Raw genomic sequence first — 16,010 nt, forward strand, 5'->3', positions numbered from 1 at the left:
GAACAAATATGTACACACGTTATATATAGCCATGTGTACTTGTTTGTAAACATGTTTACTTTTTTTGTGTACAAACCAACTATTTTCGTTTACATGTATACAATATTGCAAACAAACAAAAAACTAACTTTTAATAATCTTATTCATATAAAAGAAAGCGTAAAAAAGGAGAATTTGGTCATGGTAATAAATTGGACAAACCACTAATGAAACGTATGAAGATATTAAAATCACTGAAAAAATAAAGAACTTCCTCAATATCCGTAGCCATATTGGCGCAGCACTTTATCCTTCCTTCGTTTTCTAAGCTAGAAACAGATATAACAACTGATGTCTTAATTGTTGGTGGCGGAATTACGGGTATCACTTCAGCTTATCTATTAGCCAAGCAAGGTGTGAAAGCCACATTCATTGAGGCAGATGAGACCCTTAATGGAACAACAGGCCACACAACCGTAAAAATCACGGTCCAGCACGGCTTGATTTACGACCAATTTATTACTGATCACAGTGAGGAATAGGCCAGACTATACTTTATGAGGCCAACACTGAAGGAACGGAGCTATCAAAGGATTGATAGAAGAACATTCTATTGAATGTACAAGATGCTTATGTATACGCAAATACTAATGTTTGGTCCTCCTCTGATTTACTGCTCCCCAAATCTAGTTCTGTTGGGTTATCACTTTTTGTCGCTAAATTTCCGACACGATAAATGGCATTATTGTCTTGCAAGGCTGGTGAATGGACTCTAATATGTATCCCTTCCAAGGTTTTTTACATCGAGTTCTTCGATTCCTATGACTGGCCGATCTTCATGTATTTTGCAATGACATTTGGTATATATAGTTTTAGGCTCTAGCTTTCCAAAAATAGTTTTAATTGCATCATTTCCTACGTCTACTGCTGCGATTCTAGAACTCATCTAAAAACATCCCCTTTTTCATAGAAAAAATTAGGTGGAGCACTCCCGATAGAAGAGATTTCTATATTAGTCGATGCTTCATAAGCTGTAGCTTTATTTTCATTTGTCGAATTGTATTCATTTTTGTATACATTAGGAACAAACATGTATACACCTTATATACAGCCATGTGTACGGGTTTGTAAACATATATACATATTTGTGTACAAAACATCTATTTTTGTTTACATGTATACATAATTGTAAACAAACCAAATAATGTATTTTTTTAACCTTTCTTCTTACAAAAATAAGCGTATAAATAGCGGATTTGGGTATGGTAATAAATGGACAATTCAACTAATGAACTGTATGGAGGTATTAAAATGACTGAAAAAAATACAGATCTTCCCCGATTTCCGGAACCCTATTGGCGCAGTGAGTTAACTTTCCCTTCTTTTTCTAAACTAGATACAGACATAACCACTGATGTCTTAATAGTGGGCGGCGGAATTACCGGAATCACATCTGCGTATCTACTAGCTAAACAAGGTGTTAAAGTCACTCTGATTGAAGCAGGCGAAATCCTTACTGGAACGACAGGACACACTACAGCAAAAATCACGGCCCAGCATGGCCTGATTTACGACCAGCTGATCACTGACCATGGTGAAGAGAATGCCAAACTTTATTATGAAGCCAATACAGATGGAATGAAGCTTATCAAAGACTTGGTAGAAGAACATTCCATAGAATGTAATTTGACTGCACAGGATGCCTATGTGTACGCAAATACTGAGGAATATAAAAGCAAAATTCAAAATGAATTGAAAGCCTATCAAAAACTCGGCATTCGGGGGGATTATGCGGAGAATATCCCTTTCTCCATTCCTTGTAAAGCTGCTGTGATAATGAAAGACCAAGCACAGTTTCACCCGTTAAAATACTTAACTGCCCTCATTTCGACAATTCTCGAAAGCGGAGGCACCATTTATGAACGGACCACGGCAATGAAGATTGAAGACGGCGATCCACCGACCGTTCTGACGGATACGGGACATACAATCAAAAGCAATCAGGTCATTGTTGCTTCCCACTTCCCCTTTAATGATGAAATGGGCTTATACTTTGCCCGTGTTCATGTAAAAAGATCCTATGTACTTGGAATCAGGACTGAACAGGAATATCCCGGTGGGATGTATTACAGTGCCGACAGCCCTACCCGCTCCCTTCGCTATACGGAGTTGGACAATGGGGAAAAACTTATACTTGTTGGCGGAGATGGCCATAAAACAGGACAGGGAATCTCGACGATCGAGCATTATGAAGCTCTGAAGGAATTCAGTTCCCAGTATTTCGATGTGAAAGACATTCCCTACCGCTGGTCGGCACAGGATATTGTGACACCGGATAATATCCCCTTCGTCGGGCCGGTGACACCCAATCATCAAAACGTCCTGATAGCAACCGGCTATGCGAAATGGGGAATGACGAACGGATCGATTGCCGCCAGGATTTTAACTGACCGGATTTTGCAAAGAGATAACCGGTATGCGGAATTGTATGATCCTGCCCGTTTAAAAGGTGTGAAGAATATTCTCCAAGATAATGCTGATGTGGCGAAGCATCTCATCAAAGGCAAATTGGCCTTCAATCATAAAACGCCGGAAGACATAGGAATTGATGAAGGAGCAATCGTGAAGGTGAATGGGGACAAAGCTGGGTGTTATCGTGATCATGATGGCCAGCTCCATATTGTTGATTCCACCTGTACACATATGGGGTGTGAAGTTGCCTGGAATAGCGGCGACCGTACTTGGGATTGCCCATGTCACGGCTCCCGCTACTCTATCGCTGGTGAAGTGTTAAATGGCCCTGCTGTCGAACCATTGAAGAAAATTCGCTAAGTGCCAATTTGTGATTTTATCTAATAGTCGACTGGGCCCGCCGTTTTCCTTATACTGAAGTTACTGCATGATTGAATGGTTGCAAATAACTGTGAAAAAGGATTGAATTGAACATGAACGGTAAAAACCGGAAAGATATTACCCCAGGTGCCTCTGTGGACATTGTACTTAAAGCAGATCAACGCACCGGAAAACTGACAAGCGGCACTGTAAAGGATATTTTAACCAACTCCAGCACTCACCCTCATGGAATTAAAGTAAGATTGACTGATGGCCAGGTGGGCAGGGTTCAAGTCATTCATAAGTAATGTGCACTCGGTCAAGGCCGAGTGTTTTTTTGTGATTGTTCGATGAATTAATGACAAAGGGAATATTTCAATCATGTTTTCCATTCATAATTCGTACAATAGGGGTGAGATTACCTCTTAAAAAGGCTGGTGTCAAAATGAATCAAGAATACAATGCCCCCGATAGGGATTATTACCGCAACGATGAACATATATTGAAAGTTTCCGGCTCAGAGACGCTATCTGCTGCTCCGGATCAAGCTACGATCACCCTTGGAGTCATAACAGAGGATGAGGACCCGCAAAAGGCCCAGCAAGCCAATTCCCAAGCAATCGCAAATGTCATCGCATCACTTAAATCCGCAGGCATTCCCGAAGAGCAATTGAAAACGAGTGATTACAGAATCGATCCACAATATGATTATATTGACGGAAAGGAATTGTTCAAGAACTACAAAGTCCAGCACATCATACAAGCCCAAACGTCCGACATCGAGAAAATAGGCAGCATAATCGACACGGCCGTCAAAAGCGGCGCCAATTCAATCACCAGCATCCGCTTCTCTTTATCCAATCCAGAAGCATACTATAACCAGGCACTTTCTCTCGCTTTAAAAAATGCATATGAAAAAGCACTCTCCATGGCTCGAACGCTAGGAATCTCATTGAACCCAGTCCCTAATCAGGTTGAAGAGCTATCCGAAACGGCAACCCCCATGATTTACCAAACAAGTACCTTTTCAAAAATGGCGACTACTCCGATTCAGCCTGGTGAATTGAACATCACTGCCTCAGTAAGGGTCGAGTACACGTACTAGCAACTCACTAAATTCCATCCTAAAAACCCCCCTTGGCAACCCAAAGGGGGGTTCAGACTGTAGACAAATTAGAGAAGAACTAGTTTAATTTCAATTCGTTTAAAAAAGTTCCAGCTGATTTCAGAAATCCGCTCCCTTTCCGCCGACTGTCTGCCAAGCCTCCTCGCCGGCAAGCGTCTCCGGGGTCTCGGCTAGCCAGTTATTCAGCAGGAGTGTCGCAAATTTCTTCAATCTAGTAAGGGTATCATTCCTATAATCAAGTAAAAAAACATGACTGATAATTCAGTATTGTACTAAAATCATGGTTCTAGGATGGGAGCAATCCGAACCTCCTTTTGTCGCAAACGGAACCCCCCTCGGCATTCAAAGGGGGGTTTTTCATTTTAAAAGACTACCGTTTTATTTTCATGAACAATGACGCGGTCCTCCAAATGCCATTTAACGGCACGTGCCAGCACCCTGCGTTCAGCTGAACGACCGATTTTCTTCATATCCCCGGCAGAATCACGATGGTCCACCCGTTCGATATCCTGCTCGATGATTGGACCTTCATCCAAATCATTCGTCACATAATGGGAAGTCGCCCCAATCAGCTTAACACCTCTGTCATAAGCTCGTTCATAAGGCCGGGCTCCAATGAAGGCAGGTAAAAATGAATGATGGATATTGATGATCCTGTTCGGATGGGCCGCTACGAAATCCGGCGTCAATATCTGCATATACCTGGCTAAAACAATAAGGTCCACTTTGAATTCTTCCAGAAGTCCAAGCTGTTTAGTCTCCACTTCCTTACGTATATCCTTATTGGCAGGAATGTAATAAAACGGGATGCCCATCGATTCGACAATTTCCCTCGTATCTTCATGATTGCTGATGACTAGCGCAATGTCAGCCAATAAATCTCCGCTTTGCCACTCCCATAGCAATTCCAGAAGGCAATGGGGTTCCTTCGAAACGAAGATGGCCGTCCTCTTCAGATCACTCACATGATTAAATGTCCATTGCATCGAGAATGCTGTCGAAACTTCCTGGAATGCCAGTTGCATATCCGCTGCCTTGTCATTCAATCCTGGACAATCGAACTCGATCCTGGTGAAAAAGGTACCGCCCTCAGGATTCATCGAATACTGACTCAATTCAACAATATTTGCATCATATTCTTTAAGAAAAGCCGTAACTGTCGAAACAATTCCCGGCTGGTCAGGACATTTTATAATTAAACGGCCTCTATCTTGATTTCTTTCGCGAAATTCCTGTAACTGCTCTTGCACAAAGTTGCTCACCATTTTCCCAACTGCCCTTCTTCTATTTTGCTATATTATACTTCAACTCATGGCCAAAATTAAAGTCAGTCAATCAATTCGGGATTGAATGCAAAGACCCCCCTACTTTAACAGGGGGGCAGTAATCGCAAAAATGACTAATATTGAAACGAGGTGTCTCAGTTTAGAGATGCTTTTTTATTTTATTATTTATTTCGTTTTTTTTCACCTAGACTTGCCGCTAGAGATAAAAAGATATAAGGGAACGCCAATAAAATTAAATCCGGGAATCCGTATTTCTCAAATACTAGGTTGTTCGGGGTTTCCTCATCAATATAAAAGCCAAAGCCTGCCATATAAAATCCCACTAGTAAATAAGTAAGAAGGGAAATAGCAAGGGTACTTATAGCTAATGTATCTAATTTGATTTTAACGATAGTTAATCCGAAGTAGATCACATAAACAATTCCTAAAAGCAGTAACAGTAGAGAAATATAATCTGGCTCATATATTGCTTGATTGGTACTATCAAACATGTGAATTCATCCTCTTACTTAAAATTTATACTTGTTGTAAACACCATTACGTTGCATTGCATCTATTGAAATAAGTTGATGATAGCGATAAATCTGGACGCCAAGGTTCTAAGTTCCAAGGTGACTTGTAAATTGTTAATGGATTTACAGCATGACAAATGAATTGATCTTTAATTCTTCCTTCTTTTGAACTTGATACATGGGATTTAAATGAAGCATCAGCTTTTAATTCAGCCCACATATCTTTTATTAATGAAGATTGAATTGTAATAATTTAATCGTATATAAAAGGAACTTGTTATACATTCCTACTTTGGAACAATGGGTTTCATTTTTGAGTAAATAAGGAGAAAGTGATGATATGAACTGAGGGTCTTTTATTTCAAGAGTCACTAGTTGTACTTTAGTAACAATTGCAAATTCAAATGGAGTTTCCTTTGAATAAAGCTATCCTCTATTCATATTTCGTAGGTTTTACTCGCGGAAAAGTCGGCCTGATCACGGTCGACTTTTTTTTTTGAAATAGAAGTGGCCTAGATCTGAGGATGAAAAGATACCATTAGTTCTCATCCTCTATTAATAGGCACTATCATTCTTCCAATAAATAACTGGTGAATTTAAAGGAAATGAAGGCAAAGGCCGAGAACCTTTATGAAATGCATAGTGAAGGGGGATTCTTGTATGAAATGTCGGCATGATCTGGACAACCTTTTTTATTTCAGTTTTATTTTCCATAGTTAATAAGGTTATTCACTGCTTCATAAGGGTATAGACCATTCTATTAGTTTTTTTTCAAAGGGGGAAATGAAATTATCATGAAATCATCAGTTACATTCATTGTATCCATTCTGGCTGTTCTTGGTCTTCTGTCCGGCTGTGCTGAAAAGGACCAGCTGGAGGACGGGAGTAAGCTGATCAATGAGGACCAGTTTGTTTTCGCTGCCTCAGGTGAATTCAAGCCATTCAGTTATGTCAATGATGACATGACCGTAACCGGGTTCGATATTGAAGTCGGCGATGCAATTGCAAAGGAACTCGACCTAGAACCAGTGCCTAAACGGATAAAGTTCAAAGGTATCGTGGAAGGTGTTAAAACCGGTCGGGCAGATGCCGCGGTTGCCAGTCATACAATCAATGAACAACGAAGTAAACATGTTGCCTTCTCGACCCCTTATTACTACTCAGGTCCTCAAATTTTTGTCCGTTCGGATAGTGATATTAAAACGGTTGAAGATTTAAAGGGTAAGGAAGTTGCGGCTTCTAAAGGCTCTACGTACGCAACCACAGCAGAAAAATATACAACCAATGTAAAAACCTATGACAGTGATATCACCGCCCTGAAAGCATTGAGCGGAGGACGTCATGATGCCGTCATCACCGACTTCGTAACCGGCAAGGAAGCGACCAAGGAAGGTTTCGACATCGAAGGAAGGCAATTGATTGAACGAAGCGAGCAGGCCATCGTACTGCCTAACGACAACCCTCAGCTGCTTGCACGCATCAACGAAGCACTTGAAAACCTCCGGGAAGATGGAACTCTTGCGGAAATCAGCAAAAAATACTTTGGTGAGGACATCACAACTAAGCCTGAATAAAGATTGATAGAAAGGGAGTCATTACATTGCCTAGTTTTTCACATTTTTTTGATACATTATTTAGCTCCTCGGACGTATTCATCCGAGCCATGCTCCTCACATTGGAACTGACGGTAGTCTCCATATTGGTAGGTATCCTCATCGGTTTGCTATTTGCACTTTTAAAAATATCCAATATAAAAATTCTTGCATGGATTTCAGATACATATGTATTCCTGGTACGTGGAACACCTTTAATCGTACAGATATTCATACTCTATTTCGGTATCAGCAATCTCTTCTTACTGCCGGACTTCTGGGCGGCGTCACTTGCCCTGGCCTTCCATAATGGAGCTTATATCTCAGAGATTTTACGTGGTACGATCCAATCCATCGACAAAGGCCAAATGGAGGCCGGACGCTCCCTTGGCATGAGCAATTCGCTCACCTTAAGGAGAATCATCTTGCCTCAAGCCTTCCGACGCGCATTGCCGCCGCTTGGCAACCAATTCATCATCGGGCTCAAGGATTCATCACTGGCAGCCTTCATATCCATGAATGAGCTGTTTAATGTGGCGACTACGTTAGGCTCGAATAATTTCGATGAAATGACTTATTTATTGATTGTAGCGGTCTACTACTTGATTCTAGTGGCTTTCCTGACCATTATCGTCAATTTATTCGAAAAGAAACTGTCCATCAGTGATCGATAGGGGGAATTGAAATGGAACAAAAAGAAATGATTCGGATAAGGAATTTAAATAAATCGTATGGAAACCTGCATGTACTTAAAGATATTGATATGAAGGTACTCGATAGCGATGTTGTCTGTTTGATCGGACCGAGTGGTTCCGGAAAAAGCACCCTGCTCCGCTGTTTGAATTATTTAGAGAAGAAAGACAGCGGCCAAATCCTCATAGAAGGAACGGAAATCAATCCAGGTACCCATGATATTAATAAAATTCGAGAGAAAGTCGGAATGGTATTTCAGCATTTCTACCTCTTTCCTCATATGACCGTACTGGAAAATGTCATCGAAGCACCGACACACGTCAAAAAGATCCCTAAGGCCCAAGCGATTGAAGAAGCAAAGGCATTGCTTGCCAAAGTCGGTTTATCAGATAAAGCGGATGTCTATCCAAGCAAGCTCTCAGGCGGGCAGAAACAGCGTGTTGCCATAGCCCGCGCCCTTGCCATGAAACCTGATATCCTGCTCTTTGATGAGCCCACCTCGGCTCTGGATCCCGAACTTGTCGGGGAAGTTCTTGCCACGATGAAGGAACTTGCCTTGGAAGGGATGACAATGGTAGTCGTTACACATGAAATGAGTTTTGCACGTGAAGTCGGGGATTGGATTGTCTTCATGCATAATGGGAGGGTTGTCGAAAGCGGACCGCCAAAAGAATTCTTCACCAATCCAAAAGAAGAGCGTACAAAAGAATTTTTGCAAACGACAGTCTTTTGATTTTAATTCTAAAATCTGTCTGCCAGCGAGATTAAAAGCAATACAGGCGTGAATTACTGTATTGCTTTTTTTAAATGAAAAACGATTTATTGGTTTCTTTAATATCCAGTTAGGTAGTTCCCTAAATTCCATGATTAAAGTTTCAGGGATATTTCGGCTCTGATTGTACAAACTAAATACTTGATGAATTGTTTCATATAAACCCTTATTCCGGCTCGAACATGGAAAAATATCTGTATTTATGGTATATATACAAGTAAAATTAAAAGAAGTATATAAATGAAAGAGGTCGAATTCAGTTGGAAAATAACTCTTCGAATTTTATTAAAAATATTATAAAAGATGATCTAGAGTCCGGAAAACATGATCATGTCATCACCCGCTTCCCTCCTGAGCCGAACGGATATTTACATATCGGACATGCCAAATCAATCATTTTGAATTTTGGGGTGGCTGATGATTTCAATGGGAAAACTAACCTTCGTTTCGATGATACGAATCCATTGAAAGAGGATATTGAGTTTGTCAATTCCATTAAGGAAGATGTAAAGTGGCTCGGTTACGACTGGGATAACCTTTTCTTCGCTTCCGACTATTTTGATGAAATGTATAAAAGAGCTGTGCTGCTCATCAATAAAGGACTGGCATATGTGGACGACCTTAATGCCGACCAAATCCGTGAATATCGCGGAACGCTGACTGAGCCAGGGAAGGATAGCCCCTACCGCAATAGAACCGTCGAGGAAAATCTTGAACTATTTGAAAAGATGCGCAGCGGCGAATTCGAAAACGGCACAAAAGTCTTGCGTGCAAAAATCGATATGAGCTCACCTAACATTAATTTGCGTGATCCCGTCATATACCGTATCTCCCATACTGAACACCATAATACCGGCAACAAATGGTGCATCTACCCAATGTATGCCTTTGCCCACCCAATTGAAGATGCCATCGAGGGAGTCACACACTCCATTTGTACGCTTGAGTTCGAAGATCAACGCCCTCTTTATGACTGGATCGTTGAGAATTGTGAAATGGAAAGCAAACCAAAACAATATGAATTTGGCCGTCTTAACCTGACCAATACAGTAATGAGCAAGCGAAAACTGAAGCAGCTTGTCGATGAGGGCTTCGTGGACGGCTGGGACGACCCGCGGATGCCTACTGTTTCAGGCTTGCGGAGACGCGGGTATACACCCGAAGCGATTCGTGCATTCTGCCAAGAGATAGGTGTCGCAAAAACAAGCGGTGTCGTGGACTCTCAAATGCTTGATCATTTCGTGCGGGAAGACTTAAAGCTCAAGGCTCCACGGACTATGGCAATCCTGAACCCGCTTAAAGTGGTCATCACCAACTATCCGGAAGGCGAGATAGAATGGCTGGATGCCGAGGTCAATCCGGAAGTTCCGGAAATGGGCACACGCCAAATCCCGTTTTCACGTGAAATATATATCGAACAGGACGATTTCATGGAGAACCCGCCGAAAAAGTATTTCCGACTTTTCCCGGGCAATGAAGTTCGTTTGAAACATGCTTATTTCATTAAATGTGAAGAAGTGATAAAAGATGATGCCGGTAACGTCATTGAACTTCGCTGCACATACGACATTGAAACGAAAAGCGGATCTGGCTTCACTGGCCGTAAAGTAAAAGGTACATTGCACTGGGTCGAAGCTTCACAAGCCGTTTCAGCGGAATTCCGCAACTATCAGCCTTTAATCCTGGATAAGGAAAATGATGAAGAGGAAGAAAAATCATTCCTGGACCGGGTAAACCCTGATTCTATAGAAATTTTACAAGGATTTGTCGAGCCTAACATGAAAGATGTTAAGCCTCAGGATAAATTCCAATTCTTCAGGCATGGCTATTATAATGTTGATTCAAAACTCACTGCGGCCGATCACTTGGTCTTCAACCAAATTGTCGGGTTGAAAAGTTCATTCAAGTTATAGAATCACGAAAAAGAACCAGATTCCTAGCGGGATCTGGTTCTTTTTCATTTTCTGCACCTTTATATCATTTTTTCTCGTAAAGTTTGATCCCTTGCTTGGAAAGGGCCTGTTTAAGAGTACTATGTGTCGAAACCTGACTAAAATCAAGACCTAACTGAATCGATGTCTGGGCCACTTCAGGACGAATCCCGGAAATGGTCGATTGAATGCCTAACAGGTTCAGGGTACTTATCAATTGATAGATCTGTTGGGCAACCATCGTATCCAAAAGGGATACTCCCGATAAATCGATGAATAAGTGTGTGATATTTTTGCTAATGCATTTGCTTGGAGTCCCATTCAAAATTTCCTTTGCCCGATAGGTATCGATTTCACCGATTAACGGCAAAACCGCAATGGCATCAACAATAGGAATGACAGGTGCGCCCAGTTCATTAATCAGCTCCTGTTGAGCAAGGAGTCGTTCTTTTGTCAAAAGGTAATACTGCTCAGTGAACTCACGGTTCAATTGATCGAAGGCACGATTAATAATCCGGCTCCACCGGATGATTGTATCCTTCGTTATCCCAGTATCCTTTAGCATATAATCAGTGATGAAGGCCCAATATGTTTCGCGAACCTTATTAAGCGCTTCCAACACTTCGTAAATGGGGGTGTCCGATTCAACCCTGCTCTTCGCGACAAGTGTGGCCCACTGCTCCATCGTTTCAATAAAAGCAGTTTTATCTTCAAGTAAAGCACTGGTCACTGTCTTGATCGTCAATGTATTCTGTTCCCTAAGCAGCTTTTCGATTTCCTCATTAGAATCTATTGAATAGATGGATCCAGACTGCTTTTCCCTTAAAGCCAGCCAGTTTTCCGTAATCTTGGATGAGTTATCAAGGATATATCGATATAATCTTTCATCTATTTTATCCATTTGTGTTCCCCTATCTCACTAGTTATTTCATTTTAAATAGTATTAATAAATCTCCATATCCCGCTTTCTCCATTTCATTTCTAGGAATGAATCGAAGGGCCGCAGAGTTTATGCAATATCTCATGCCTTTAGGACTTGGGCCATCAGGAAAAACATGTCCAAGGTGTGAATCGGCATCCCTGCTGCGCACCTCGGTCCGGGTCATTCGGTGGCTGAGATCCATTTTTTCATTGACACTTGCCGACATGATGGGCTTCGTGAAGCTTGGCCACCCACAGCCGCTATCATATTTATCCCGCGAACTGAATAGGGGCTCCCCAGAAACAACATCCACATAAATGCCTTCTTCAAAGTGATCCCAATAGGCATTATCGAAAGGCGGCTCCGTGCCATTTTCCTGGGTGACATGAAACTGATTCTCCGTTAAGGTCTTTCTAAGGTGTGCATTATCCTTAGGCCAATTTTCTTTAATGAAAGCATCCCGTCCTGAGCCTTTACGATACAATGCATAGCGAAATTGATTTTTCCGATAGAATTCTTGATGATATTCCTCAGCGGCGTAAAATTCCCCCGAGGGTAGAATACCCGTAACAATAGGTTTCTTAAACCGCCCGCTCATCATTAAATCTTCCTTCGATTGTTCTGCCTCCTGTTTCTGACGTTCATTAAGATAGAAAATGGCAGCCTTGTATTGCTTTCCCCTATCCGAGAACTGTCCATCGTCATCCGTAGGATCGATTTGCTGCCAGAATATCTCTAATAAAGTTTTATAGGAAATGATTGATGGATCGAATACCACTTGAACCGCTTCAACATGATCGGTCGCACCGGTAATCACTTGTTTATAACTAGGAGCGGCAAATTTACCGCCTGTATAACCTGATGTCACTGAAATGATACCATCACTTTCATCAAAGGGAGCAACCATGCACCAAAAGCAGCCTCCTGCAAAGATAGCCGTTTCTTTTCCATCCATCGTCATCCTAAAACTCCCCTTTCACACCTGTCATTTTATGTATTATATACCAGCAAGCCAAACACCTTCAAATTCAAAATTCTACCTTTGCGTAACAAATATAAAAGAGGCACTTAGGAGTAAACCCAAGTGCCTTTTTTGTGTTAGAACCGTTATTTAAAGTATCACACTTACAATGATCGCTGATAGGATGCTGACAAGAGTCGCACCGTAAAGCAGCTTCAAGCCGAAACGTGCTACAACATTACCCTGTTTTTCATGAAGTCCTTTGACTGCACCGGCAATGATTCCAATTGATGAGAAATTGGCGAATGAAACCAAGAAAACCGAAACGATCCCTATCGTCCTTTCGCTCAAGGCAGCTGATGCGTCCCCTAAGCTCAGCATGGCAACGAATTCATTAGTTACCAGTTTCGTTGCCATGATTCCTCCAGCAGTCACGGTTTCTGAAATCGGTATACCCATGATAAAGGCAAACGGTGCAAAGATATATCCCATGATGTCTTGGAAGCTGATGCCGAAGATCATGTCGAATACGCTGTTGATCCCTGCGATTAAAGCAACGAAACCAATTAACATCGCTGCTACAGTGATAGCAACCTTAAACCCATCCATGATATATTCCCCAAGCATTTCGAAGAAAGACTGCTTCTCTGCCCCTTCTTCAACAGGGAGAATATCCTCTTCATCCGTTACGGTATAAGGATTGATAATGGATGCGATGATAAATCCACCAAACATGTTAATAACAATTGCAGTCACAACGTACTTTGGTTCAATCATCGTCATATAAGCGCCAACGATCGACATCGATACAGTTGACATGGCTGATGCACAAAGCGTATACATGCGAGATGGCGGAATGGCACCGAGTTGTTTTTTCAAGGTTATGAAAACTTCGGATTGGCCCACTATTGCTGATGCGACAGCATTGTAAGATTCCAATTTACCCATCCCATTCACCTTACTTAGAAGGAATCCAATCCACTTCATGATGAACGGGAGGATCTTGAAGTGCTGTAATATCCCGATTAATGCTGAGATGAATACGATTGGAAGAAGGACATTTAAAAAGAAGGGCGACGCTCCTTCGTTTACAATCCCGCCAAATACAAAGGTGATCCCTTCATTTGCCCATTCTAAAAGTTTTCCGAAACCATCGGCAATCGAATTGATGATCACTAAACCAAACTTCGTATTTAATAATAAATAAGTTAAAATAAGCTGAATGACCAGCATGAGGATGATCGGTTTAATTTTAACTTTCTTCCGGTCACTGCTGGCTAATAAAGCTAGTCCAAAAACAATAACCAGTCCTAAAATTGCAATCAGAAATTTCATATATTCTGCCTCCACTAAGGGTGAATTTAATGTTCGTGCATTAATAGTAGGTTACCCTCAAAAAATTTATGCAAACGTTTTCTCTTTCATCCAAAATACATGTACGTACCTCTCCAGAAGTCTATATTAAACTAATATTTTTTTAAGTGCAATTATTATTTTCCTTTTTGAAATAACAATTAGTGACAATAATGGGTTTCGTGAATTAAAAAAGAAGGCTCCCCTTCGAAAGGAACCTTCTCTTTCCTCAAATAGTATCGACTATTTAGCAACTGTTTTTCTGGATATCACCGTTGTCGCTAATCCAGCGCCTCCAATTACAAAGATGATGATGGAAGCGGTCAAGCCACCTGCCCCTTGATAAAAGTCGATGAATTTCCCAGCTAAAGAGTCTCTGCCTTGGAAACCGCCACCACTTGGCATCTCCCCTGGAGTCCCGGAACCATTAGGCCCCCCTTGTGGAGTGCCCTGCGTATCATTAGTTGCCGTTTCCGTAGATGATTCATCTGTCGCCGTACCGCTATTAGCCGATTCTTCAGTATCCGATTCTGTTGTGGTGCGTTCGGCAGGCTGGCCCATCACCGCCTGTCGATTCATGGGTTCATTGCCGCTGCCATCCACATACATCATGATCCCGGTGACTGCTTGGACCATTAAAAGGACCGAAGCCAATATTCCAACCAAAAAGTGTAACCTACCAAGTCTTTTCATCAATGATTCCCCTCCAAAAATAAATGTATTTATAAGATGATTATCTAAAAAGACCCTTAATATTTCCTTAAGCAGCAAGGAAGAAAGTAAGGGTCTTTTTCGTATTGGATGGCATCTAATTTTTCCTTTGATTTCTCGGAAAAGTGATTTCAAAACGGGTCCGTTCATTCTGTTCACTTGTAACCTTGATGTTCCCTTGATGTGTGTTTACAATCCATTTGGCAATGGATAGACCTAAGCCAGAGCCTTCATTAGCCGAGCGGGATTGCTCCACTTGATAAAAACGGTTAAAAATCAAGGGGAGTTCTTCCTGTGGAATGCCTATTCCATTATCTTCTACAGTAAGAATGATGGATGAAGCATTCTTGATGCAGGATAGGGAAATTTCCCCGCCTTCCTCGGTGAATTTCATGGCATTATCCACCAAGATCACCAATAGCTGATGAATTCTCTCTTTATCACCATGAAACACTACCTGTTCGGGAGCATGGCTAATGATTGATTTTTCTTGAAAAGAAGCTATATCCGCATACTGTTCCACGATATCCATAAGTAAGTCATCAAGGAAAAAGTTCGATTTCTTAACCTCCATTTGATTCGAATCCGTTCTGGTCAAGGTCAAAAGTCCGTTAACAAGCTTATTCAATCTCCGGACTTCTTTCGAAATGATGGATATATCAACGGCTTTTTCCTCGATTGTCGCGTTCGGTGATTGAAATAGCAAATCAGCCCGCGATTGAATGACAGCAAGCGGCGTTCGAATTTCATGTGAAGCATCCGAGACAAACTGCTGCTGCTGATCCCAGGATTTCTTGACCGGGATCAGGGCCCGTCCTGCCAGAAGATAGCCTGCGCCTACCGCCACTAGACTTCCAATTCCTCCGCCAACAAACAATATGAGCAGCAAACGATCGAGCATTTCTTTTTCTGTATCGACATTCTTGATGAATTGTACGGCCATCTCACCATACCCCGTATCGACCTTGGTCGAAAGGGCCCGATACGTGTATCCATTCACCGATATTTCTTCAATCTCATCAAAATTTTTAGGGAAAAATTGTTGTTCATTGACCTTAAAAAAATGGTCTACACTCAGTCTTGGCTCAATGATCGTATCATCCGGTCCCCAAACGATGACGCTCGGTCCCGGTCCTAAGAGAAATTCACCTTGCGGACGTCCGCCTGGCATGCCGCCATTATTGAAATCCCTGTAATCCTTTATAAGTGAATCATTGACATCCTTATAGATCTGATTTTCCGTATAGAAATAAATCGTTCTGCTTAATATGGCTATTAAGACAATAAAGACGATAGAATTCAATAATGTTAGTTGAAGTCGTGTTTTTTGGAACATGATG

General features: G+C 41.6%; 16 protein-coding genes and 1 pseudogene. 8 read left to right on the plus strand and 9 right to left on the minus strand.

What is annotated here, in order from left to right:
• Positions 1–272: 272 nt before the first annotated feature.
• Positions 273–521 carry an FAD-dependent oxidoreductase gene (locus OSJ91_RS27410; RefSeq protein ID WP_350300764.1) on the plus strand — a complete coding sequence of 83 codons (249 nt, stop codon included), beginning with the start codon at positions 273–275 and terminating at the stop codon, positions 519–521.
• 91 nt (positions 522–612) lie between these two features.
• Here the strand turns inward: OSJ91_RS27410 and OSJ91_RS27415 are convergent.
• Positions 613–925 (minus strand): annotated as a pseudogene (locus OSJ91_RS27415) (ParM/StbA family protein); the annotation flags it as partial.
• 365 nt (positions 926–1,290) lie between these two features.
• Here OSJ91_RS27415 and OSJ91_RS27420 point away from each other — a divergent pair.
• From OSJ91_RS27420 to OSJ91_RS27430, 3 genes are all read left to right on the plus strand, one after another.
• Positions 1,291–2,811 carry an FAD-dependent oxidoreductase gene (locus OSJ91_RS27420; RefSeq protein WP_350300765.1) on the plus strand — a complete coding sequence of 507 codons (1,521 nt, stop codon included), beginning with the start codon at positions 1,291–1,293 and terminating at the stop codon, positions 2,809–2,811.
• A 113-nt stretch (positions 2,812–2,924) separates the two neighbouring features.
• Positions 2,925–3,119: a YwbE family protein gene (locus OSJ91_RS27425; protein ID WP_034316239.1), complete on the plus strand. Its 195-nt coding sequence runs from the start codon at positions 2,925–2,927 to the stop codon at positions 3,117–3,119.
• Between the two features lie 137 nt (positions 3,120–3,256).
• On the plus strand, positions 3,257–3,916 hold the full coding sequence (locus OSJ91_RS27430) for an SIMPL domain-containing protein (protein ID WP_485890786.1): 660 nt from the start codon (positions 3,257–3,259) through the stop codon (positions 3,914–3,916).
• A gap of 383 nt (positions 3,917–4,299) precedes the next feature.
• On the opposite strand, the gene purU is transcribed toward OSJ91_RS27430, so the two are convergent.
• The 3 genes from purU to OSJ91_RS27445 form a co-directional block, all read right to left on the minus strand.
• A complete protein-coding gene (gene purU, locus OSJ91_RS27435) occupies positions 4,300–5,199 on the minus strand; it encodes a formyltetrahydrofolate deformylase (protein ID WP_053537426.1) in 900 nt (299 codons plus the stop codon).
• 185 nt (positions 5,200–5,384) lie between these two features.
• Positions 5,385–5,714 (minus strand): hypothetical protein, encoded by a 330-nt coding sequence (locus tag OSJ91_RS27440; protein ID WP_485890787.1) that lies wholly within the window; start codon positions 5,712–5,714, stop codon positions 5,385–5,387.
• Between the two features lie 46 nt (positions 5,715–5,760).
• Positions 5,761–5,955 (minus strand): DUF2599 domain-containing protein, encoded by a 195-nt coding sequence (locus OSJ91_RS27445; protein ID WP_485890788.1) that lies wholly within the window; start codon positions 5,953–5,955, stop codon positions 5,761–5,763.
• A 574-nt stretch (positions 5,956–6,529) separates the two neighbouring features.
• On the opposite strand from OSJ91_RS27445, the gene OSJ91_RS27450 reads away from it, so the two are divergent.
• From OSJ91_RS27450 to OSJ91_RS27465, 4 genes are all read left to right on the plus strand, one after another.
• Positions 6,530–7,309 carry a transporter substrate-binding domain-containing protein gene (locus OSJ91_RS27450; protein ID WP_127777595.1) on the plus strand — a complete coding sequence of 260 codons (780 nt, stop codon included), beginning with the start codon at positions 6,530–6,532 and terminating at the stop codon, positions 7,307–7,309.
• A 26-nt stretch (positions 7,310–7,335) separates the two neighbouring features.
• Positions 7,336–8,001 (plus strand): amino acid ABC transporter permease, encoded by a 666-nt coding sequence (locus OSJ91_RS27455; protein WP_264639941.1) that lies wholly within the window; start codon positions 7,336–7,338, stop codon positions 7,999–8,001.
• 11 nt (positions 8,002–8,012) lie between these two features.
• On the plus strand, positions 8,013–8,753 hold the full coding sequence (locus OSJ91_RS27460) for an amino acid ABC transporter ATP-binding protein (RefSeq protein ID WP_054398510.1): 741 nt from the start codon (positions 8,013–8,015) through the stop codon (positions 8,751–8,753).
• A gap of 299 nt (positions 8,754–9,052) precedes the next feature.
• The gene (locus OSJ91_RS27465) at positions 9,053–10,705 is read left to right on the plus strand and encodes a glutamine--tRNA ligase/YqeY domain fusion protein (protein WP_485890789.1); all 1,653 of its coding nucleotides are present in this window, start codon (positions 9,053–9,055) and stop codon (positions 10,703–10,705) included.
• A gap of 64 nt (positions 10,706–10,769) precedes the next feature.
• Here the strand turns inward: OSJ91_RS27465 and OSJ91_RS27470 are convergent, their stop codons facing one another.
• From OSJ91_RS27470 to OSJ91_RS27490, 5 genes are all read right to left on the minus strand, one after another.
• The gene (locus tag OSJ91_RS27470) at positions 10,770–11,624 is read right to left on the minus strand and encodes an STAS domain-containing protein (RefSeq protein WP_350300770.1); all 855 of its coding nucleotides are present in this window, start codon (positions 11,622–11,624) and stop codon (positions 10,770–10,772) included.
• A 22-nt stretch (positions 11,625–11,646) separates the two neighbouring features.
• Positions 11,647–12,606 carry a peptide-methionine (R)-S-oxide reductase MsrB gene (msrB, locus tag OSJ91_RS27475; RefSeq protein ID WP_413020079.1) on the minus strand — a complete coding sequence of 320 codons (960 nt, stop codon included), beginning with the start codon at positions 12,604–12,606 and terminating at the stop codon, positions 11,647–11,649.
• A gap of 150 nt (positions 12,607–12,756) precedes the next feature.
• Positions 12,757–13,941 (minus strand): NupC/NupG family nucleoside CNT transporter, encoded by a 1,185-nt coding sequence (locus OSJ91_RS27480; RefSeq protein WP_063595574.1) that lies wholly within the window; start codon positions 13,939–13,941, stop codon positions 12,757–12,759.
• Between the two features lie 261 nt (positions 13,942–14,202).
• The gene (locus OSJ91_RS27485) at positions 14,203–14,652 is read right to left on the minus strand and encodes a hypothetical protein (protein ID WP_485890790.1); all 450 of its coding nucleotides are present in this window, start codon (positions 14,650–14,652) and stop codon (positions 14,203–14,205) included.
• A 115-nt stretch (positions 14,653–14,767) separates the two neighbouring features.
• Positions 14,768–16,006, minus strand: coding sequence for a sensor histidine kinase (locus tag OSJ91_RS27490; protein WP_350300774.1), 1,239 nt, complete (start codon positions 16,004–16,006; stop codon positions 14,768–14,770).
• Between the last annotated feature and the right edge of the window lie 4 nt (positions 16,007–16,010).

This window comes from Bacillus sp. T-10(2022) (assembly GCF_056502895.1).

Bases quoted from the DNA above. Each gene is read 5' to 3' on its own strand.
- msrB (WP_413020079.1), bottom strand. From the start codon at position 12,606: ATGACGATGGATGGAAAAGAAACGGCTATCTTTGCAGGAGGCTGCTTT.
- OSJ91_RS27485 (WP_485890790.1), bottom strand. From the start codon at position 14,652: ATGAAAAGACTTGGTAGGTTACACTTTTTGGTTGGAATATTGGCTTCG.
- OSJ91_RS27480 (WP_063595574.1), bottom strand. From the start codon at position 13,941: ATGAAATTTCTGATTGCAATTTTAGGACTGGTTATTGTTTTTGGACTA.
- OSJ91_RS27450 (WP_127777595.1), top strand. From the start codon at position 6,530: ATGAAATCATCAGTTACATTCATTGTATCCATTCTGGCTGTTCTTGGT.
- OSJ91_RS27490 (WP_350300774.1), bottom strand. From the start codon at position 16,006: ATGTTCCAAAAAACACGACTTCAACTAACATTATTGAATTCTATCGTC.
- OSJ91_RS27430 (WP_485890786.1), top strand. From the start codon at position 3,257: ATGAATCAAGAATACAATGCCCCCGATAGGGATTATTACCGCAACGAT.
- OSJ91_RS27460 (WP_054398510.1), top strand. From the start codon at position 8,013: ATGGAACAAAAAGAAATGATTCGGATAAGGAATTTAAATAAATCGTAT.
- OSJ91_RS27420 (WP_350300765.1), top strand. From the start codon at position 1,291: ATGACTGAAAAAAATACAGATCTTCCCCGATTTCCGGAACCCTATTGG.
- OSJ91_RS27470 (WP_350300770.1), bottom strand. From the start codon at position 11,624: ATGGATAAAATAGATGAAAGATTATATCGATATATCCTTGATAACTCA.
- OSJ91_RS27440 (WP_485890787.1), bottom strand. From the start codon at position 5,714: ATGTTTGATAGTACCAATCAAGCAATATATGAGCCAGATTATATTTCT.
- OSJ91_RS27445 (WP_485890788.1), bottom strand. From the start codon at position 5,955: ATGTGGGCTGAATTAAAAGCTGATGCTTCATTTAAATCCCATGTATCA.
- OSJ91_RS27425 (WP_034316239.1), top strand. From the start codon at position 2,925: ATGAACGGTAAAAACCGGAAAGATATTACCCCAGGTGCCTCTGTGGAC.